Source organism: uncultured Kiloniella sp., from assembly GCF_937128705.1.
Classification (GTDB): domain Bacteria; phylum Pseudomonadota; class Alphaproteobacteria; order Kiloniellales; family Kiloniellaceae; genus Kiloniella.
In genome coordinates this window covers 1-20,893 of sequence record NZ_CAKZMP010000198.1, presented here as the reverse complement: position 1 = coordinate 20,893, position 20,893 = coordinate 1, and the positions used below count along the sequence as shown (strand labels likewise).

17 protein-coding genes are annotated in these 20,893 nt (G+C 45.3%); 7 read left to right on the top strand and 10 right to left on the bottom strand.

Going from position 1 to position 20,893, the window contains the following annotated elements; translation table 11 throughout:
* Nucleotides 1-375: 375 nt before the first annotated feature.
* Entirely contained in the window at nucleotides 376-6,303 is a 5,928-nt protein-coding gene (locus Q0241_RS10770) for a VCBS domain-containing protein (RefSeq protein WP_299377209.1), read from the bottom strand.
* 331 nt (nucleotides 6,304-6,634) lie between these two features.
* On the opposite strand from Q0241_RS10770, the gene Q0241_RS10765 reads away from it, so the two are divergent.
* Entirely contained in the window at nucleotides 6,635-7,267 is a 633-nt protein-coding gene (locus Q0241_RS10765) for a 2-hydroxychromene-2-carboxylate isomerase (protein ID WP_299377207.1), read from the top strand.
* A gap of 142 nt (nucleotides 7,268-7,409) precedes the next feature.
* Here the strand turns inward: Q0241_RS10765 and Q0241_RS10760 are convergent, their stop codons facing one another.
* The 3 genes from Q0241_RS10760 to Q0241_RS10750 all read right to left on the bottom strand — a co-directional run bounded on the left by Q0241_RS10760 (nucleotide 7,410) and on the right by Q0241_RS10750 (nucleotide 10,651).
* A complete protein-coding gene (locus Q0241_RS10760; RefSeq protein ID WP_299377206.1) occupies nucleotides 7,410-8,108 on the bottom strand; it encodes an MOSC domain-containing protein in 699 nt (232 codons plus the stop codon).
* 153 nt (nucleotides 8,109-8,261) lie between these two features.
* Nucleotides 8,262-9,608 carry a dihydroorotase gene (locus tag Q0241_RS10755; protein WP_299377204.1) on the bottom strand — a complete coding sequence of 449 codons (1,347 nt, stop codon included), beginning with the start codon at nucleotides 9,606-9,608 and terminating at the stop codon, nucleotides 8,262-8,264.
* On the bottom strand, nucleotides 9,605-10,651 hold the full coding sequence (locus tag Q0241_RS10750; RefSeq protein ID WP_299377202.1) for a glycosyltransferase: 1,047 nt from the start codon (nucleotides 10,649-10,651) through the stop codon (nucleotides 9,605-9,607). The genes Q0241_RS10755 and Q0241_RS10750 overlap by 4 nt, the downstream gene beginning before the upstream one ends.
* A gap of 468 nt (nucleotides 10,652-11,119) precedes the next feature.
* Here Q0241_RS10750 and Q0241_RS10745 point away from each other — a divergent pair, with 468 nt between their 5' ends.
* Nucleotides 11,120-12,145 carry a glycosyltransferase family 9 protein gene (locus Q0241_RS10745; RefSeq protein WP_299377200.1) on the top strand — a complete coding sequence of 342 codons (1,026 nt, stop codon included), beginning with the start codon at nucleotides 11,120-11,122 and terminating at the stop codon, nucleotides 12,143-12,145.
* 87 nt (nucleotides 12,146-12,232) lie between these two features.
* Here the strand turns inward: Q0241_RS10745 and Q0241_RS10740 are convergent, their stop codons facing one another.
* Complete coding sequence (locus Q0241_RS10740) at nucleotides 12,233-13,042, bottom strand: glycosyltransferase family 2 protein (RefSeq protein ID WP_299377198.1); 810 nt, start codon at nucleotides 13,040-13,042, stop codon at nucleotides 12,233-12,235.
* A gap of 30 nt (nucleotides 13,043-13,072) precedes the next feature.
* Nucleotides 13,073-14,041 carry a glycosyltransferase family 9 protein gene (locus tag Q0241_RS10735; protein ID WP_299377196.1) on the bottom strand — a complete coding sequence of 323 codons (969 nt, stop codon included), beginning with the start codon at nucleotides 14,039-14,041 and terminating at the stop codon, nucleotides 13,073-13,075.
* A 113-nt stretch (nucleotides 14,042-14,154) separates the two neighbouring features.
* On the opposite strand from Q0241_RS10735, the gene Q0241_RS10730 reads away from it, so the two are divergent.
* From Q0241_RS10730 to Q0241_RS22585, 3 genes are read left to right on the top strand one after another with little or no spacing between them, the layout of a single operon-like run.
* Nucleotides 14,155-15,117 carry a folate-binding protein gene (locus Q0241_RS10730; RefSeq protein WP_299377194.1) on the top strand — a complete coding sequence of 321 codons (963 nt, stop codon included), beginning with the start codon at nucleotides 14,155-14,157 and terminating at the stop codon, nucleotides 15,115-15,117.
* Nucleotides 15,114-15,452, top strand: a complete 339-nt coding sequence (locus Q0241_RS10725) for a hypothetical protein (RefSeq protein WP_299377193.1) — start codon at nucleotides 15,114-15,116, stop codon at nucleotides 15,450-15,452. The genes Q0241_RS10730 and Q0241_RS10725 overlap by 4 nt, the downstream gene beginning before the upstream one ends.
* Nucleotides 15,449-15,631 (top strand): hypothetical protein, encoded by a 183-nt coding sequence (locus tag Q0241_RS22585; RefSeq protein ID WP_366941172.1) that lies wholly within the window; start codon nucleotides 15,449-15,451, stop codon nucleotides 15,629-15,631. The genes Q0241_RS10725 and Q0241_RS22585 overlap by 4 nt, the downstream gene beginning before the upstream one ends.
* Before the next feature lie 14 nt (nucleotides 15,632-15,645).
* Here the strand turns inward: Q0241_RS22585 and Q0241_RS10720 are convergent, their stop codons facing one another.
* The 3 genes from Q0241_RS10720 to Q0241_RS10710 form a co-directional block, all read right to left on the bottom strand.
* Entirely contained in the window at nucleotides 15,646-15,978 is a 333-nt protein-coding gene (locus tag Q0241_RS10720; RefSeq protein WP_299377191.1) for a multidrug efflux SMR transporter, read from the bottom strand.
* A 124-nt stretch (nucleotides 15,979-16,102) separates the two neighbouring features.
* Entirely contained in the window at nucleotides 16,103-17,329 is a 1,227-nt protein-coding gene (locus Q0241_RS10715) for a DUF1887 family CARF protein (protein WP_299377189.1), read from the bottom strand.
* A complete protein-coding gene (locus tag Q0241_RS10710; protein ID WP_299377187.1) occupies nucleotides 17,326-18,276 on the bottom strand; it encodes a GTP-binding protein in 951 nt (316 codons plus the stop codon). The genes Q0241_RS10715 and Q0241_RS10710 overlap by 4 nt, the downstream gene beginning before the upstream one ends.
* Nucleotides 18,277-18,429: 153 nt before the next feature.
* On the opposite strand from Q0241_RS10710, the gene Q0241_RS10705 reads away from it, so the two are divergent.
* Together Q0241_RS10705 and Q0241_RS10700 are read left to right on the top strand one after the other, a co-directional pair.
* On the top strand, nucleotides 18,430-19,305 hold the full coding sequence (locus Q0241_RS10705; protein ID WP_299377185.1) for a methyltransferase domain-containing protein: 876 nt from the start codon (nucleotides 18,430-18,432) through the stop codon (nucleotides 19,303-19,305).
* 119 nt (nucleotides 19,306-19,424) lie between these two features.
* The gene (locus Q0241_RS10700) at nucleotides 19,425-19,856 is read left to right on the top strand and encodes a VOC family protein (RefSeq protein WP_299377183.1); all 432 of its coding nucleotides are present in this window, start codon (nucleotides 19,425-19,427) and stop codon (nucleotides 19,854-19,856) included.
* A 140-nt stretch (nucleotides 19,857-19,996) separates the two neighbouring features.
* On the opposite strand, the gene Q0241_RS10695 is transcribed toward Q0241_RS10700, so the two are convergent.
* The coding region (locus Q0241_RS10695) for a hypothetical protein (RefSeq protein WP_299377181.1) at nucleotides 19,997-20,893 on the bottom strand (897 nt) is incomplete at its 5' end.

The following is a 20,893-nucleotide window of genomic DNA, read 5'->3' as shown; positions in this document are numbered from 1 at the left end:
AAATTTAATAATTATGCTATTTTTATCTTTAATTTTATATAGTTAAGTGAAGCACCCAATTAGATATAAATACGCGATAAATATACAATAAATGCATGGTAAAAATCATTTAGATTTGTGGCAAATTGACCTTTGATTTTTGAGCATTTTCTAGGGATTTTATAAAGATAAAATAACTGTATTACCGACACATGCCATATATTGTGCTTAAAGCCCCTTATCTGGCATTAGACGATTGCGACTTAGCCAAGCTATAAGCCATATACAGGACATATACAAAGCAACCTCTTTAGAAGCCATATAACAGTACAAAGTAAAAGGGCGCCCCTTAATACAAAGAGCGCCCTTTTAAATTCTCAATAACTATTGAGCTTATCAGTCGACAATAATTTGAGTTGCCGGATCATTCACCAGATCATCAATACTATCAATTATTGAAGAAGATGATCCTAGCCCCTGGAATGTGATTGACGCGCCGTTGTTGAAATTAACAACAACATCATTACCATCACCATTGTTGACAATACCGGAAACCATCGCATTCAGATCATCAATATCTAGGCCTGCCGCACCAGTATCAACAACGTCGCTGAAGTGAAGGATATCATTAGCAGCATCAAAATCACTAATCACATCATTACCGTCACCACCAGATGCCGCGGCACCAGCAAGTGAGAAGGCAAAGGTGTCATCACCGGCACCACCGATCAACACATCATCACCGGCACCACCGTTAAGGATATCATCACCGGCAAGCCCCATCAGAGTATCATCACCAGCTCCGCCATCAAGAACATCATCAACAGGGACAAGCTTAGTATCACTGACTACGCCTTTAGATTCATTAGATCCCCTAACTGCAGCATATTCACCGTCTAATACCGTACCGTCGGATAGTGTTACAGAGAAGGTAACTTCACGAGCTGCAAAAGAATTAGCATCATCGTCACGCAAATAATCAGTGTCAGCACCAAAGCTTAGAACATTACCATTACCAAACGCACCATCTGCAAATGATATTGTTAAGCTAGATTGATTACCACCATTATCGTTAAAACTGATATCAGCATCATCAATACCACTGGTTTCACTGCCAATTACAGGACCGTAAGACGAGCTTCCGTCAAAATCAAAGAAGGCATCTGTATCCTTCCCCCCCCGAAGATCTATTGTAATAGAAGTAACAAACTCACCAACAGCAAGAGTATTAAAACTAAAGTTAAAGAAATTACTCTGCTGATAACTACTAGAACCTTTTACATTGGCAGTAACAGTGCGATTAACTTCAATCATATCACGGCCAACGAGAATCTCATCCGCATCAGTACCTGTAACGCGATCACCACGCTGACGCGAAATATCAACCGTACCATATGTGTAGTCAGTACCATCGCTACCAACGTAATCGAAATGGTTACGATCGCTTCCAACATTGATCTGATCAGGAGAAATTACAATTTCATCCCCCTCTGCATCAGATCCATAACGAGCAAGAAGATCACCTTCAAAAGAGAAATCGTTTTCGTTATTAGTCAACAAAGTCACAGGCGTCAGAATTGGTGCATCGTTAGAGCCAGTTACAACGATTGTCGCGGTTGCGCTTGCAGAAGCACCACTGTCGTCACTCATTGTGTAATCAACAACAACAGTCGCGGTTTCACCTTCGCCAAGATAATCAAACGCTGTACCCGGCTCAAAGAAAAGCTTATTACCAACAACAGTTACGTCAGCAGGTGTAGCACCCTGATCCGCAGGCAGGCCAGATGCAAAGCTGACAGAATCTAGGCTGAATGTTGACGGGTTATCACCGTTATCAATATCGGTATCATTAGCCAGAACATCAACCGTAAGCGCTGCATTTTCATCGGTCGTAAGAGACCCATCAGGCCACCCCGGCCCTCTGATGGCAATCAGGTTGCTAATTGTCAGACTTTCATCGCCACCAGTGATATCACCAAAGAACTTGATTTCAATCCCGCCATCATCTTTAGTCACAACGTCGAAGCTATAGCTGTTGGTACCACGATCATGTGTAACCAGAACCTCAACACCATTGATCTCAACGGTGAAGGTATCCTGATTACCTCCAAAAGGATCCCAGCTTCCACCAGTTTCAGCGTCAAAAGTGATGGTTACCGGACGACCCGCGTTCTGAGCACCAAAGCTAGTGCCTAATGTTCTCTCGGAATCGGCCTTTGTCAGCTCAAAATCAGGAACCGTCCCAGTAATCGGAACACCCGCAGGAAGAACACCATCATCAACAGCCACAGGTGCATCGTTAGTGCCTGTGATCTTGATTTTCAACTCAGCTGTTGAGGTATCACCATCACCATCTTGGATCTCATAGGTAAAAGTGTCGTAAACAACTTCACCATCGGCCAGTGCCTGAACGTTAGCAGCTGCATTATTCAGATTGTATGTGTACTGACCATCAGCGCCTATAGAAACAGAACCAAAAGTACCAGTCATTTCTGACGTTGTCGTAACCACAACACCATCTTTTCCGATAGTATCGTTATCTAGAACGTTACCATTAGCGGTGGAATCAACATCTTCTTTAACCAGATCACCAACATTATTGTCGTCAACCGCCAACAAACCATCATCATCATGGTTAATGGTGAGCAACTGTGTCGCTGTATCACCATCGCCATCTGTTACGACAACGTTAAAGTTGACTGCGATGGTTTCATCATAATTATCAGGGTTTTCAGGATGATCAAACTGTCTGAACTGGAAGAACTCATAACTGGCAGTTCCCGCAGCCATGTCAACATCCACCAGACGCACCACATAAACCAGATCACCAGAGACAGTTGTCGCTACAATCTGTGATCCATCTGCAGAAGGTGTCAAAGTTACAGGAACACCGTCAGAATTAATCTGAGCACCACTCGCTGCGGTCAACGTTAAGGTTGAAGCAACAATATCAGTACCAACATCAAACGTCAGGTTACCTGTCACATGACCACATGGGGCTGGGTTAGCGCCATCAATGGTTACATTCAGGTTCACATCGTTATGGTCGCCGTCACCATTAGGTATCAGTAGATCTTCCCAGTTAGAATTACCATCCACAGCATTATCACTTTCATGATCAGCTCCATCAGAGTTCAATTCCGGATCAGAGAAGAAGGCAGGTGCACCAGCACCGCTTAGCGCCCCACCAGAGGTAGAAGCGGTCCAAGAACCTGTACCACCGGCGTTATCAAAGGTTACGGCAGTACCATCCGTCAAAGAAGGATTACGATCAGCCCCATCAGGAATGATGAAGAAGCCAAAACCATAGGCATCCGGATGAGCAGCCGGATCAATGGTTACAACTGTGTCAGTCGCATCATTATCATGATCCTTCACATTGGCCCAGACAACTTCCCCGGAAATTGGGTTGCCATCAATGTCAACGAGGAAATAACCATAAGAACTGTTGTATCCAGCACTATCAACATTCGCCAGCTTATCCAGGGTAATGGTTACAGGCTCTGTAACACCAACCAGACTGTGGATGCCATGCGCCATGGAACCATCGCTCTCATCCATCGCATTTGTTTCGATTGGATTAACCGAAGGACCATCATCTTCAACTGTAATTGTCGCAGTGGCGGGATCACTCACGTCACCTTCGCCATCAATTGCGACATAATCCAGAGTAAATGACAATGCATCATCATGCTCGCCAGCAGAATTATCGCCACCGATACTATGATTAATCTGCTGATACTGAACAAAAGTCATTGTCGCAGTACCGGAAGATGTTGTTGGCTGTTCAAGATGTACAGAGAAAACAGCATTGCCTTCATCATCCAGACCCCAGACGATATACGGGTTAGCATCATCGCGTGTCAGGAAGATTGGACTAGAGTTCTCGTCGCCTTCCCCACCAGCTGTCATCCCCGGAACTTCAAAGCTGTCGTAATCTTGGAAATGCAGTTTTTCGGTGCCAACATCAGATGCATCAGTTGGTGTTGTTGGTCCATCAGTTTTGAAGTCATGCGCAACTTCAGCTTCTGCCTGACCGATAACCGAACCATGAACGCCAACAGTGCTTGCAACCAATGCAGCTGCAACAGCAGCATTCAATGCGGCAACATCACCTGATCCGGCGTCAACACCCTTGGTTTCATCGTGAGTAAAGGTCACTCCCTGAACTTCAGGGATATCTTCGATAACCTTGATCGTGTGGCTACCATCAGTTTCTGCACGATTGTTCAGATCAGTCAGCTCATCGCCAGAAAGGTTAGTTTCTACAGCAATGGCTTTCAAACCGATTGTCGCATCCCCATCATCATGGGATGAACCGTCACTCCAACGTGACGATGTCCAATCTTGCGGGTTAAAGGTCAAGTCAATATCAACCAAACCGCCCACGTCATCCAGATCTGTTACATCAATTGTGATGCTATAAGTTGTGTTCAACCCGATATCGCCTGGGTTTTGTCCATCTGCAAGGCCATCTACGGTAAATTCGTAGGCAAATGTCGGGATCCAGTCAGAAGGAATACCGCTCAACACAATTGTGTGGACTTCTGAACCATCAGTGTAATCACCGAAGGTAACATCGACTGGTACGGTGACCTCGGCCTGTTCATCATAAACATTATCTTCAGGGTTTGAACCTGTACCACCAGAGGTAAGAATGTTTGCCAACAAGTTAGAGCTATCAGATGTCAATTCGTGAACTTCACCAACACCCAAATAATCTACCAACGCCTGATATTCAGAAACATAACCAGATGTCGCCATAAAGATCGGAACGATACCAGAAGCATCCAATGCTGCTTTCAGCTGTGCAAGAGATGGGTAATCTTCGTCCAGATCAGCCGTCAAATCACCGTCGCCATCGTTTGCGCCAAGACTGGATGCATCACCCGCTTTGTGGAAAGAATTATCGGTTGTCAGAACAACATATTTTGCTGCACCACTGCGGAAACCAAGGTCACTTGCGTTCTGAGCCAAGTTCAAAAGAGCTTCAATCTGGCCTTCTGGCCCATCATTACCGCCCGTAGCACTAAAACCATCAACCGCGCTTTGAACCGCAGCAAGATCATCTGTTACATTCTCGGCATTCTGGAAAACATAATCAGAACGATCACCATAAGGAGAAAGAGGTTTGTCTTTGAAGCTTCCCGTACCGAGGTGTACATCCGCAGAGAACTCACCGCCGTCAATCTTGCCAATCAAACCAGACATAGCAGTTCGTACATTCGCGAGGTCGTTACTGAAAGACCCGGTCAGATCTTGTAACAGATACATATCGACCAGACCATCGCCATTCAGACCGCCATCATCATTAAAGACAGGTTTATCAGCCGCCGCATCCACGACAGCAACAGCAGTTGCCGGGATCGAAGCGCTATCACCAGAATCAGGATCTGAAATATTTGCAATCGCATTAACGGTGATATCAGCATCTGAATCAGCTGGCGGTAAAATGAAGATCGCATCATAATCTTCAGGAAGAATTGTTACAGGGAAAGAACCTGCAAAGATATTCGCAGCATCTGTACCACCTATATAGAGCGTAACGCCATCTGGCAGTGCGTTGATAACGACGGAATCAAGTGTTTCATTATCAGCAGGCGTGAAGTTGAATTCAACCTGCATGGGATATGTACTCTCATCACCCAAATGCTGGTTTGGTTGCCAGTCTTCAAATCCGCCAGAGAAAGTACCGGAAACAAAGTTTTCACCGCCTTCACCGCCATCATCAGGTATTTCTGTGGTCACTGTCAGGAATGACAGATCAAAAGTACCTTCCGCCGGGTCAGAAATATCTTCTGCGCCCGCCAGTAGACCAAATTCCAAACCAGTACCACCAAGTCCCTGCTGTGCCTGGAGCAGATCGATAATATCGCCTAGATTTTCGTCATAGGTGCTACCGCCACCGCCTTGTGGGCCAGCGCCTGCACCAGCGGCAGTTTCAAGAGTTTCACCATCGACAAGCGCCTGTGCCTGACCGATTAGAAGACCCGCAGAAAGTTCAATACCGCCAATAACAAGAACAGGAGCATCTGCACCTTGCGCATCTTCAACCAAGTTCTGGAAAACAATACGACTGTCGGCGCTACCGTCACCGTTACTGTCAAAGGTCAGAACAAAGTCATTGCCTTCCAGTACCGGGGTTGCAGCCGTCGCATCAAAGTTCAGGGTTGCTGTCTGACCACGTTCCAAAGAAACAGTCTTGGTTTCACCACCGGCTGGCGCTGTAATTTCAATTGCAGAAGCAGCCTGCCCAACAAGAAGGTCTTGACCTTCTTCACCTGAAACAGTTTCGTTGCCTGTAGTCGCAAAGCCTTCAGTCATAATGTTAGGACCCCTTATCCTAGTTTTTGGCAAAACAGGTTGTCAGAATTTGATTCGACTAGCCCGTCATAAACAAAAAAATTATTAAAATTCATTGCCGACAACTATACAGATTAGGAAAGTAATCGCAATTACGATTCATCGACAAACAACATAGTTATGTATGATCTTTATGCCGCAAGAAAACTTTTTGACTTATACACCTCGTGTTTCCATCACGATTATCTTACCAAGTATTTGATTCGCAATCATACCAGCGAACTTGCCATCATTAGCTGTAAGACGCATGATCACCAAAACAATAACCTTCACCTTTGGGGATGTATAAACTGTGCGCACCATCGACTACTACTATTCAACGCGTTCAAACTTCACTTATCTGGGGGCTGCCCGCCTGAATGCCTTGGCCAAAAAATATGACTGCAAAATTATACATCGCCCCATCATTCTGTCTGTAACAATGCCCGCAATAGGCGGACTTCCCTTTGATAACCGCCCCACGATGCTACGCAATTATGCCATGAACGACGCATTGCGGTGGGCAAAACATCTCGGCATTTCTTTACAGCGCGAACCGATCCATCACGATGGCCCCGTGGAATTACCTTCTGGAATTGTCATTGCCGCCCAGCGTGCAAAAGAGCGTGAGGAAAAAGGTGATCTGGATTTACTCAGCCTCAAGGTCGTAGAAGCTCTTTGGCGGTATGATCGTGACATCGCGGATAAAGAAGTTATTACAGAGCTTTGCGAAAGCGCGGGCTTTGGTAACCTGACAAGCCTTATCAATGAAGCACTTTCACCCGCGGTTCAGGCAGAACTGGAACGCAACTGTAGGGAAGCCATTATGCGCGGTGTCATTGGTGCGCCAACTTATTTTGTCGATGGCGAAAATTTCTACGGACAAGATCGGTTGGATTTTGTTGAACGTGCTTTATCTACGCAGCACAAAACCGGGGAAAGCTAAAAGAGGGAAAAATGCATATCCCGCCAGCGAATTCCTCGTAAAAATATGCTTTGTAAAAGTCACCCAAAGCAATGAAATTTCGCATTGATTTCGACAGAGCACAGCTGGGTCTGCCGACATGCTACAGTCACGCAGTTACGGTTTAATCAGGCGTTTCCAATCGCCGGCTCCAGTCTTCGACTTCCAAACGGGACAAACGTTTCTGTACCAGTGCTTGCCAGTTTTCGGCCAACTCTTTCAAGGAAGAAAGCGACTGTAAATCTCTCTTATTAAGAGTATCGACATAGAGAACCTTTTGAATACGCGCTAAAGTCCATTCCGGATTAGGACGTTCTATCAAGGTAAGCTGGTCTCCTTGCTGAACAGACCCTTCGTCCAGAACACGGTAATACCATCCAGTTCGCCCCGATTTTTGGACCGCAGCAGCCATTTTGGGATAAGAAAACCGCACATTAAGCTTCCAACATGGTTGACGCCCCTGCGAAATTTGAACAGTCGCAGACCCAAGCTTGAAAGTATCCCCAATACAGACATCCTGTTCCTGTACCCCAGTAGTGGAAATATTCTCCCCAAACCCGCCAACTTTCAAAGAATTAGGATTAATATCCGGGTATTGATCAAGCCAAGTCTGATAATGATCTCGCGCATAATGATGAAGTGCTTTTTCTGGCCCACCGTGATGTCTTGGGTCTGCTTGCTCATCATCGACAAAACCAAGATTGGTGATCTCCAGTCTGCCCGAGACAGGTATTTTTCCAATCGCACTTGGTTGCCCCTTAGGACCAAAAGGAACAGATTTCCCTGTCAAAATATTTTCGAGAATATAACTCGGGTTGGTCATAGGCTTAGATCTCAACGTTAGATATCAGTAAAAGACGGGGCTAGAACTTAGCTAAAAGCGCCCTATTAAAACAAAATCAAACAAAGGCCTGAAATCAATTCCAGGCCTTTGTAATAACAACATTACTTCAACATCATTTTTGGTGCTTTTGGATCAAGCATTTTTGGCTGGTTCGGTATCGGTAAACCGAACAGGTTTCCCCTGTGGGTCACCAATCAACTCGCCATCTTTCATAACCACAGCCCCACGAATAATCGTTGCCATTGGCCATCCCTTAACCGTTACGCCTTCAAAAGGAGACCAGCCACATTTGTATGCCAGCCAATCTTTGGTAATGGTTTCTTTCTTGTCCATATCAACAATCGTGAAATCAGCATCAAAACCACAAGCAATGCGTCCTTTACCCGCAATATTATAGATGCGGGCCGGACCAGACGACGTCAGGTCAACCAATCGTTCCAACGACAGGTTACCTTTGTTCACATGATCCAGCATCAAAGGCATCAACGTCTGTACGCCCGGCATACCGGATGGCGATGCAGGATACGGTTTCTGCTTTTCTTCCAGTGTATGGGGGGCATGATCTGATCCAAGCACATCAACAATACCAGTACGAATGCCTTCCCACAGGCCAAGACGATGTTCTTCATCTCGAATTGGCGGGTTCATCTGGGCAAATGTTCCAAGTCTTTCATAACACTCCGGTGCGCTAAGCGTCAGATGCTGCGGGGTGGTTTCAACGGTCACCAGATCTTTGTTTGCCGCAAGGATCGGCATTTCATCTTTACTGGTGATGTGGAGCACATGAACACGACGACCAGTCTGACGCGCAAGGCGACAGATGCGGGTTGTTGCCAGAACAGCTGCTTCCGGATCTCTCCAGATCGGGTGCATCGTCGGCTCGGCACCATCACGCACCAGCGCAAAACGCTCTCTTAAACGGTTTTCATCTTCGGCATGTACAGGACAGCGGCGGGTTCCGTTTTTCAGGACCTCAACCAGCAGGCCTTCTTCTTCGACCAAAAGACTTCCCGTAGAGGAACCCATAAAAATCTTGATCCCTGCACAACCCGGAAGTTTTTCCAGTTCACCAAGCTCATCCACATTCTCTTCGGCAGCCCCGATAAAGAAAGCATGATCCGTCCAAGCTCTGTTTTCACAACGGGCCAATTTGTCCGCAAGCTCAACAGGCCCAAGCGTATTGGGGTTTGTATTTGGCATTTCAAAAATAGCAACGATACCACCCAATGCCGCAGCGGCCGTACCACAAGCCAAATCTTCTTTATGCTCAAGCCCAGGCTCGCGAAAGTGAACCTGAGTATCAATGGCACCCGGAAGAACATGTTGCCCCGTCGCGTCATATTCTTCCTTTGACGTCGCACCATCAAGATTACCGAGAGCAATAATGCGCCCACCCTTCACACCGACATCAATTTTCTCGGTCCCGTTGGGCGTAACAACATCACCGCCCTTAATGATCAGGTCGTAGCTTTCGCTCATGAAGCAATCCTTTTTTCTTGCGCTAATAGTTTATCAAAGAGGCTTATGTAATTTTGCACGCATGCCTCTTCAGTATAATCTTTTTCAAAGGTCTTAAAACCAGCTGCCGTCAAGCGCTCGGCCAGACCTTTTTCATCCATCATCCGCGTAATAGCCGCGGCCATTCCCTTATAGTCATCAACAGGTACCATAAGTGCATCATGATTGTCAGTGGCCATTTCTTCCGGTCCAGCTGTACGGGTTGTCACTAGGGGTGTTCTTGTAGCCCACGCTTCGATCATCACAGATCCAAAGGGCTCAAACCGCGAAGGGAAAACACATATATCAGCAGCAGCCAACAATGCACCACGGTCATTGCGCCACCCTAAAAAGCGAACCCGATCAGACACACCAAGTTCTTTTGCAAGCGTTTCCAGTTCTTCTCGCAAGGGACCTTCCCCAGCTATCCATACATAAGGGCGGGTTTCAATTTCCACAGCCCGCAGCAAGATATCAAAGGCCTTGTTTTCATGCAGCCGTCCCAAAGCCAACAACACAGTCGCATCATCAGGTGTGTTCAGGTCCGATCTGCTTACGGGTAAAGCATCGGTTTCTACCGAGGCAAAATTAGGAACATGATGAGATCGTTCAGCGGGCCACCCTACAGAAGTTAGATAGTCTACAATGTCTTTGGTGTTACCAATCAAATGGTCACAATTCTTATAATTTTTGAGCTTGTAATAACCACCTAACCGGGCAATATGTAAAAAATCGCCCTTGGGGCAAAGGGACGTAGCCCGGTTCATAAAAGTCATTACCACATCAGGCTTGAATTCTTTGATTTTCTGCTTTAGCCCTTTTTTCGTTTTGAAATCAAAAAGCTTACCAAAGGGAAGAACCTGTGTCTCAATGCCCGCAGCTTTAAACAAATTAACACGGTTATCGTTCTGTCTGAGAGCAGCATGAGTTTCAATACCAGCACGATGAAAAGCAAGTGCCATATGAGTATAAAAGGTTTCTGCACCACCTTCACCCCCGGCACCCAATACCAATAGGATCTTCACCTTGTTATCACTCCTTGCCACAATCTGCACTTAAACCTGCCAGACCACTGATCAAAGCATGTATGCGTTCGTATTAAAAATAATCACTATCGAAACTAAGGTAAAACAGCGTACTGTTTAAAGGAATTTCCCCTAAAAACAAACTGTATCCCGGCAATAAATCAGAAATAATAGATCGGACTATTAAAAAAGAATTTTTGTGACCAAATTGCGGCTTGGTCAAAAATATATATTACAAAAAAACTATTTCAGCTAAGCTATTACACTATAAGGTTTTCATAATGTTATTTTCAGATTACACCCTTCATTCTGAAAATATGTTATTGTTAATGGATTAGAACTTTTAGGTATTGAGAGCACTGGCTGCATAAAAACGGGTAAAGCACTGCCCTTACGACAATAGTTATATCAGCCAGATTAACCCAGATTAGCAACGTGTTCGAACAAACAAACTTACATGGTAGAAGCGTGACTATTGAACGCCCTGAAATAACAACAGAAGACCCCGACCTCGTTGATAATGACGACACGACAAGCGTTGGGGAAACAGTGCCAACACCAGGAAACCCCAAGCGTGTTTTGGTGATAAAGCTATCTGCGTTTGGTGATTTCATTCTCTCTATTAGGTCATTTCAGGCCATCAGGTCACATCACCCTGATGCAGACATAACACTGCTCACAACAAAACCCTATGTCGCTCTGGCCAAGGCCAGTGGCTGTTTTAATTCAGTCTTAATGGACAGCAAACCCAAAATATATGAGATCCCATCAATTCTAAAGCTTCGCAAAACCTTGCGTTCTTTCAAATTTAACCGCGTTTATGATTTGCAACGAAACGAACGCACGGGATTTTATTACAAGCTTTTCCCAACTAAAAAACCCGAATGGGTCGGCAACGTTCGCGGGTGCTCGCACTATTACGAAAAGCCTGACAACGGTGTTTTTCATATCGCCGTTCGTGAAAAAGAACAGCTTAAAACGGCTGGCATTACAGATGTACACCTACCTGATTTATCTTTCATCAAAGCTGATATCGAAGACTTGGCTCTTCCAAGATCCTACGCCTTACTTGTGCCCGGTGGCGCCCCACACCGGCCAGAAAAACGATGGCCTGTAGCGCGTTATGCCGAGTTGGCAGATCACATGACGCATTTAGGAATCACACCAGTTCTTATCGGAACTGAAGCAGAGCGCCTAGAATGTGACCAGATCAAACAGACTTGTTCTGCAGCTCTTAATCTCTGTGGAAAAACCAGCCTTGAACAAATCGGCGTTATAGCCAGAAAAGCACAATTTTCTGTTGGCAACGACACCGGCCCCATGCATCTGATTTCTGCTGCTGGTTGTCCCGTTATTGTTCTTTTCTCACATGCCTCGGATCCAGACAAAATTTCTCCCATTGGTCCGAATGTAGAGATAATTCAGGAAGATGACTTACAAGATCTTAAACTCGAAAAGGTAGCAGCAGCCCTTCCCGCGGCAAACACTGACTAAACTTATACAACGTCCAAAGACACCAACGGAATAAAATAATTCCCCAAATCACGACACTAAAAAAGACCATAATTGTGGCGTCAAAAATTATGACTTTAAGCGATCAGCTTCGTATCGAGCTTTGATATGGGAAACCATGGGATAAAGCGCCGCAAAAGTTGCGATAAGAAAACCGTAGCCCCCTTCACGATACCCCTTTCGGCTAATAAAGCAGCGCCAAAACCGACTTACGATACGACGTGCATTATGAGGCATTGTTCCAATGTCACCATTATCCAGTAAATCTTTTGCTCTGGCCGTTGTATAGGAATCAAAACGCCGGATCATGTCAGATATGTTGTCATCGACATAGTGCACCAATCTGTTTTGTAACTTAATGCCCCGGCGCGCACCTTCTTTCCAATGCAGCTTAGGATGAACGCGATCATTTCCCCAGCGCTTAACACCTTTTCGACATAAACAAGAAGCTGAAGCTTTGCCAAACTGTGCCCCCCATCCATACCTTACAAGATTACCACCGACATAATTATCCACCGGGATTAAAAAATAATCGGCATCGTTCTTTTGTATGGTAGATCTAATTTCCGTGGCCAATTCAGGGGGAATATGCTCATCCGCATCAATTTCGAGAACCCACTGCCCGCGGCATGTATCATTGCCCATATTTCGCCGGTCACCTTCTATCGGCCAACCACCTTCAACAATACGATCTGTGTATTCCAGAACAATATCTTTTGATCCGTCAGTACAGCGGTCAAGAACGACAACAATTTCGTCGCAGAACTTAACCCGTTCTAGACAATCACGAATACGCGCCTCTTCATTATGAATAACCAGCAACGCAGATAATTGAATATCAACTTTATTATTTAGCGAAGAAGAAGCGACTGAAGACATCTATTTTCCGTTACTTAACTTGATTAAATCTCAAGAGTTATCTGCATTACCTTTGCCACGGTTGTATAATTCAGCAGCGGCATTGACAACCATATCCAACGTTAACGTTTTCATATAACTTTCGACACCATGGCTATAGTCAAAATCGGGATGGTGCGTCATCTCGTAATATCCTTCAGGCGTCCGAATACACGCACAATCGGCCCCCCAGGGATGATAACGCCATTCAGGACTGGGACCGAATAATCCTAGTGTTTTAACCCCTGCCGCCGCAGCAAGGTGCATAAGCCCGGAATCATTACCAATAAAAAGATCACTCCGCTTCAGGCAAGCCGCAGCCGTCACCAAGTCATAACCTATCAGGTCGATAACCTTCTCTGGTGGTAAAGCCGACAACACAGATTTAATCTGTTCACGCTCGTGAGGTGCCGCCAAGACCATAAGCCGTGCGTCCGGAAGTACGCCCTCTGCACCTGTGAGGGCATCAATCAATTCAATGAAATTTTCCACAGGCCACTGTTTACCACTCCAGTTAGCAGCGGGACCTACGGCCAGAATTTTTGATCCCTCAGGAACCAACTCTACAGCTTTTTGATTGTGGCTGTCGTCAGTCCAAACCACAGGGGACGGTGGCTCAACACTATTCAGGACCTTAGAAAGCTCAACAATACGATGAACCTTGTCATCCTTGGCAGAGTTAACCAACCTGCGGCGAGTCCAGAGGAAATAACTAATGCCAGTTCCCCGCATGTCAACGACAACGTCCCAACGCTTTTTCGCACAACGCGCCCATAGCTTTAACCAATGAGCATGGTACTTCTGTTTTTTAAACGCGATGATTTCTTCCAGTCCGGGCACAGCCTCGTACAAAGAGGCAGACGCTTGCCCAACGGCAACGGTCACCTTTGCACCCGGATATTGATCCAACATCGCCTGTAAAACACCATTAGACAAAACGGCATCGCCAATCCGGTTAGACGTAATAAAAAGAATTCTCAACGCAGTCGTTCCAACAGTGAGTGAGTAAATCAAGTGTAGATGATTTATAGCAAGCTTACTCTTTCATCAACACTTCTAACACCTTATATATCATACTATATGACTCAAGTTAGGTGACGATCCTGACAAACCGTTCAGATGCTGTCTTCATCAGACAACTATTTACAGAGATTGAAGAAAAAATGAGTAACACTGCCGCGACAATACTTGAACACCGCACCGTCCTGAAACTGGATGGTGAAGACCTTGTCCCCTTTCTACAAGCAGTCGTTACTCAGGATATAAGCTTGGTAACGCCAGAAAAGTCGGTGTGGTCAGCTTTATTGACGCCACAGGGAAAATTTTTGCACGAATTTTTTGTGACAGCACCTCCAAAAGGCGGGCTTCTACTCGATTGTGAAAAAGATCGAGCGCCCGATCTGTTACGACGCCTCAAGATTTATAAGATGCGTTCAAAAGCCACGCTTGAGCCAACAGATGATCAATATACGGTCCTTGCGCTACAAGGTTCTGATTTATCTGAGACGCTAGGACTTTCAAAAAACAAAGGCGCCAGTAAAGAAATTTTAGGCGGCTGTGTTTACATCGATCCTCGTCATCAAGCCATGGGCGCAAGAGCCATTATTCCTACAGAAAACCTTTCAAAGTTTATAGAAAAATACGACCTTATAAAAAGCACTCTTGAGACGTATGACCAGGCAAGGGTTACACTTGGCGTTCCCGATGGTAGCCGCGACCTTGAAATCGAGAAATCAATCTTATTGGAAAACGGCTTTAATGAACTCGGCGCCATCGATTGGGACAAAGGGTGCTATATCGGGCAAGAACTCACAGCCCGAACCAAATATCGCGCCCTGATCAAAAAACGCCTCGTCCCAGTAAAACTAACAGGCCCAATACCCGAGACAGGGACAGATATTACAATTGCGGGCAAAAATGTCGGTATCCTCAGGTCTGTCTACGGCAATCAGGGCTTGGCGACCCTAAAAATCGATGCGCTTGGCTCTGATCAGCTACTTTGCGACGCAGCAAATGTAACACCCCAGCTTCCGGAATGGATAGAAATCGACGCATGAATAAGCTTGATCAAAAATTCAAGCAAAATACCCTAACCGATAATGATGCCTCTTTTCTAATTGACTTGGTAAAGTCATGTTATGAAGAATACGCAGATCGTGGCGTTATATTTGATATCCGAGAAGAGTCAGATCTTTTAAAACCTGCGTCTTACTTTAAGCTTCATGACGGTCAAATTTTTGGAGTTAGTGCCTCAATAGAGCCAGATAGATTAATAGCAGTTTGCGGGTTCACACAATCAGATCCTGATTATTTAAAAGCTCATTCTATGGAGTTAAAAAACTTTATGTTAGCTCTGACTATCGGGGATGTGGCCTTGCACAACATCTTGTGAAAGAAGTTATTAAAGAAGCCTATATAAGAAAGGTCTCTGAACTCTTTCTTTGGACTGACACACGATTTACAAAAGCACATCAATTGTACAACAAACTCGGCTTCACAAAGCAAAGAACGACCCGAAAATTATCAGATAAAAGCAATACAGAAGAATTCTGCTACCGCTTATCTATTTAATAAACGAAGCAGCCTCAATGCCCCGAAGCGCTTGAAACTAAATTAAGTATCAACACGCCACCAATGATCATGCCAATGCCGACAACGCCAGCAAGATCCATTTTTTCGCCATAGATCACCATGCCGAGACCCGCAGTAAGAACAATCCCTGCACCTGACCACACCGCATAGGTCACGCCGATCGAAAGTTGGCGGGTTATTATGGATAAAAGATATACCGCGATTAAATAACCAACGATAGAAATGGTCGTTGGCAAAGGCTTCGTGAAACCATCAGCAGCTTTTAAAGAAAGTGTCGCAACGACTTCGCTTGCAATGGCAATTGCCAAAATCCAATAAACAGACATAAATTTCGCCTAAAAAGAATAAAGAGCCGTATAAGAATATACAAAGCAACCAAGAGGAAACACTCAGTATGAAACACCCGAATGAAAGTTCGCCATTACTTAGATCACAAAATGATCTATAGAACTAGCTTGCAGCTGGTACTTCGATCCAGTTTTCGAGGAAGGTTCTCAAATTCATAATATCGGGCGCCCCTGCGACAACATCGATGTTCATTTGCCGCGCTCGCTCCAGATCATGATCAGGTAAAGAACGATAGCTGAAAATCGCTGTCTTACTTGCCGGTGCCCCTAAATCTTTTAACCAGTCAAGCTTGTAAAGCATAGTGCTTGAAGGTCCGGAAGGGTGAGAGCGTGGATTAAAGTAACCCGTTTTACATTCAACGAGGTAAAGCCGGTTATTACAAAGAAATGCGATATCGATTTCGTTTCGCGAACCAGTTGGTGACTCAATGTTCAGGCCACAGGCAATGTCCCCGATCTGAACGGGATAGTTCTGTTCTGCCCAGTCTCGTTTCAGCTGATTGACAACACCATACCCGAATAATTCGAACCAACCTCCTCTAAGGAACCTTGCTGCCTCTAACCCTCTGAACACCAAGTGCTTCTTTTTCCATTCCACCAGTCCGGTCTCACAGAAATAATCAACCATTTGCTCAAAATCCGGGTTCTTCATCAATTTATGCGAAACAGGGCCAGCCCGATAATAGCCCTCGTTTTCTTTTGCCCGGCTCATATATCCATTAAAAGCCCCAATGACCGACGAAAATTTTTTCACATTGTCCGCCATTTTACGACCTAACAACATCTGGCGTTTATCCAGCGCATGCCGTATTGGTTTTGGCGCGACGACTTTAAAACCATTCCCAGACAATACGTCTTCAAGTAAGGCATTATCGGGAATATCAACTGTATTCCCCACCTCACCATTTAGCCATACAATCCGGTCGTTACGCGCGTCCACCAAAAATGCAGGTAAATGATTCCGCATAAAAACTGACACAGCGGCCAGACTTAATGCTTTGCCCCCACCGGATGCATTCAAAACCGTTGATCGTTTTTCTTCTGGTGAAAGTGTCTCAAAGACAACTGAAATTTGTCCAATAAGATATGACATATCAACGGGGTCAATGCCGTCGTCGATCGTGTGTATATCCACAACAAGTCCATGCCCCACCAATGTTTCCTTAAGGTATCTGGCTTGATCAAGATGACGATTATCACACAACAACAAAACCCGTTTTGGCGGGAAAAAACCATTATCTGCGATATCAGCAAGGGCCGGATTTAGGTTTGGTAAGCTGGTATCAGACACCAAACAGATGTGAACAGGTCCTGATTGAGTATCTGTCATACGCTGAGCGCAAAATCGAGTTTTGTCCCCATTACACCCAACAAATCAAAGGGTGAAACACCGTCCAACTGCTCAGGAAGGAGATCATTCTTTTGAATAAACTCTATTCCCTTAGTTCCAAAATTGTCCCTCAAACCTTCAAACAACCATTCCTGCGCTTGTTTTTTGCGCCTCGTTGCAAGTTCACCCGTCTCTTTCATCCATTTATAGTGTTCATCCAGAAGAAATAAAAACGCCTGTACGTCATCCGCATTGGTAGATGATAGAGATAAAATCTTTACGTCCCACTGATCCTTGCGTTTTACAGCCAGCGATAAAGCACCACGCAAATCGGCCTTGGCTCTTTCTGCGACCTTTCCCAAATCGGCTTTGGTCACCAAAGCAATATCAGGAATCTCTGCAATACCAGCTTTCATAAACTGTAGCGAATCACCCGATCCGGGCTGAACGCAAAACACAATTGTGTCCGCAACACTTGAAACATCAGTTTCAGACTGACCAACCCCGACAGTCTCGATCAAAACGATATCAAATACAGCACGCATTAAAACCATCGCAGCAACCGTATGGTCAGACAAACCGCCCAACCGTTGTCGCGCAGCCATTGATCGGACAAAGACCCCCTGATCATCCGGGTCGGTAGAAAAGCGCACCCGATCCCCCAGGAAAGCCCCACCGGACTGTTTGGACGATGGATCAATCGCAATCACCCCGACGGTCCGATTGGCCTGACGATAGCGGGTAATCATTTCAGACAATAAAGTCGATTTCCCCACACCCGGCGGCCCTGTAACGCCGATGACCTGAGCACGGGGTTGACCATAACATTCACTTAAAAGAGGCAACATCGTTTCATATGACTGTTCCAGTCCCGAAAGAGCACGAGAGAAAGCCAGCTTACCGCCGTCCTGCAAAGTTGTCAGATCCGGTATCACACACTCTTTCATGATCCAATTTGCCCTTTAGTCCTGATCCACAAAATACAATGCTAGCAAAACCACTTTGGGTGAGCATTAAATAATGACGCCCTTTGCTTATTTCATTATAAATTCCTAGAATAAAAAAACACCCCGAAATAAAAATGACCAAGAAGGCTAGGGATGATAGACGAACAAGGGATACAATATGGTGACGAAAGTAATCTTGCCGAAAAGGTTGCAAGCTTGCTTCAAGTGGATATCGCTTCTGTAAACAGCGAAGAGAACAGTGCCCAAAAGCCGCTCTTCAGTGCAAAAGATTTCTCTGTTTTCGACCACCTGCATTCCAGAGGCCGCGCCTCAACACAGGAATTAAGTGAATATCTATCCGCGCATCCCGGATCGAAACTTTTAGATATTGGCTGTGGCATCGGTGGCCCCGCCCGTTTCATTGCCGAAAGGTTTGTTTGCAAGGTTCACGGCATTGATCTGACAAAAGATTTTTGCGAAACAGCCGTCTTGCTAAACCGCTTGTGCGGGCTTGATAACCGTATCCAGATCACTCACGGCAATGCATGCCACATGCCCTATGATGACAATTATTTTGATATCGTCTGGACACAACACACATCGATGAATGTTGCTGATAAACAGGCTTTTTATGCAGAAATCAAGCGCGTTCTCAAACCCGGTGGCACCTTTCTGTTTCACGATATATTTTCCAATGACAATTTAGAAACCGATGAAGATCTACAAATACATCTGCCTGTTCCTTGGGCAAGCCAACCCGAACACAACCACCTCGTTGCCGGAGAAGTCATTCGGGACATCTTAAAGGCTCTAGAATTTCACCGGGAAATCTGGACGGATGTTACCGCCGAAACACACCTGTGGTTTCATAACTACAACGCTGCAACCAATGATCAAAACAAACTGTCAAAGGCGCTAAACCCGACACTCTTTATTGGTAAAGATTTCCCCGAACGCGCCAAGAATTTGAAAAAGAACCTGGCGTTAAATAAAATCTCTGTCATTCAGGGCGTCTTCAGAAAAGGGTGATTGACCCTTTGTATCACTTAAAACAACAGTAAACGTACAACATCAAGATCTGGCATTTCTGCCACTGAATATTCAACAAGTTAAAAACCCACAATTTAAAACAAAGAAAAGGCATAAAAATGCTAACACCTTTCCATATTGCAGTACCTGTTCGCGACATTGCCGAAGCCAGAGAATTTTATGGCACAAAAATGGGGTTTTCCGAAGGTCGCAGTAGCGACAAATGGATAGATTACAATATGTTCGGTCATCAGTTCGTTGTTCATCTGGACGAAACATTGGGTAAAGACGGATCAGTTGGACAAATTCGCAATGCTGTTGATGGTCATGGAGTGCCCGTTCCCCACTGTGGTGTTGTCCTACAGATGCAAGACTGGCAAGCCCTCGCAGACCGTATGCGCGATATCATCGATGATTTTATTATCGAACCTTACATTCGTTTTGCAGGTGAAGCCGGAGAACAAGGCACTATGTTCTTTACGGACCCTTCGGGCAATGCACTGGAATTCAAGGGTTTCAAAAACATTGAAAAGGAACTTTTCGCAACCTGAGAATTTTATCCCAAAGCGAAATTTTATGTTTCTTCATCACAGATAAAAAGGGCCGCACAAATGCGGCCCTTTCTTCTTTGCTTTCGGACGGAACCTATCGGGGAATAGAAATATCCAAAAGCGCAGAATGAACTTTAAATCTAAAAATAATAGCTTAGACGAACTTGAAGGTGATCATCCCGGCGAACGTCATATTGAAGTTCTTTATCCGTTAGGCCATCAGTAATCCGTAACTCGGCTTCAATAGTCCATCTGTCACTCAAACGACGATCAGCTTCGATGGAAAAACTACGCGCATGGCTTAGGCGATCAATAATAACCCCCGCCAGAAAGTCTGTATCTTCAACATCGTTCAGGGTTATACGCGCGCCAACAAAGATATCATCGTCCAGCACAGCACCCGGAGCTTCGTCCTGATCCCGTCCATCATAATGATATTCTGCCAGCAATCCTAAATCTCCGGCATCACCAATAATCCCAAAGAAGGTGTATTCAAGGCCACCAGAGAAGGCGACAAAGTCATCCCCCTGTCCCCGTCGATAGATCCCTTCACCCTTCCAGAGCCATTCATCAAAAGTAGCCTGAACATCAATCGAGCTTTGGTTAATAATATCGTAGAATGGGACCAGCTTTGGCTGGCCGTTGCCATCAGCACGCGCAACAAATCTCGGTTCACGACTGGTTCCATAAAAATGAGCTAAGCCCAAATCCCAATCCCCGAGAACAGTCGAATAACGCAACGCAAAATCCGGATGGAATTCTTCCATATCAGATTCATATTCAGCGTTATCGGTATCAATGGTCATCGAAGACCTAAGCCGTCCTTTACGACCGGGGAAGGTACGTTCCCGAAAATAAGGCATCGCAAAGATATTAAAAGCACCCAAGTCATTCTGGATACCCAGATTAACCATGGGCTGACCAAGTTTATCTTCCCCATCAACGTCTTCAACCGCATCAGTCTGGTTGATAATATCGACCAGATGGCGGGATTCCGTGACACCCCAGAAAACCTTATCAGCCCCGATTTTTAAATC

Coding starts and splice junctions, on each gene's coding strand:
- Q0241_RS10705 (WP_299377185.1), top strand. CDS start 18,430: ATGATAGACGAACAAGGGATACAATATGGTGACGAAAGTAATCTTGCC.
- Q0241_RS10770 (WP_299377209.1), bottom strand. CDS start 6,303: ATGACTGAAGGCTTTGCGACTACAGGCAACGAAACTGTTTCAGGTGAA.
- Q0241_RS10740 (WP_299377198.1), bottom strand. CDS start 13,042: ATGTCTTCAGTCGCTTCTTCTTCGCTAAATAATAAAGTTGATATTCAA.
- Q0241_RS10700 (WP_299377183.1), top strand. CDS start 19,425: ATGCTAACACCTTTCCATATTGCAGTACCTGTTCGCGACATTGCCGAA.
- Q0241_RS10760 (WP_299377206.1), bottom strand. CDS start 8,108: ATGACCAACCCGAGTTATATTCTCGAAAATATTTTGACAGGGAAATCT.
- Q0241_RS10710 (WP_299377187.1), bottom strand. CDS start 18,276: ATGAAAGAGTGTGTGATACCGGATCTGACAACTTTGCAGGACGGCGGT.
- Q0241_RS10720 (WP_299377191.1), bottom strand. CDS start 15,978: ATGTCTGTTTATTGGATTTTGGCAATTGCCATTGCAAGCGAAGTCGTT.
- Q0241_RS10715 (WP_299377189.1), bottom strand. CDS start 17,329: ATGACAGATACTCAATCAGGACCTGTTCACATCTGTTTGGTGTCTGAT.
- Q0241_RS10755 (WP_299377204.1), bottom strand. CDS start 9,608: ATGAGCGAAAGCTACGACCTGATCATTAAGGGCGGTGATGTTGTTACG.
- Q0241_RS10725 (WP_299377193.1), top strand. CDS start 15,114: ATGAATAAGCTTGATCAAAAATTCAAGCAAAATACCCTAACCGATAAT.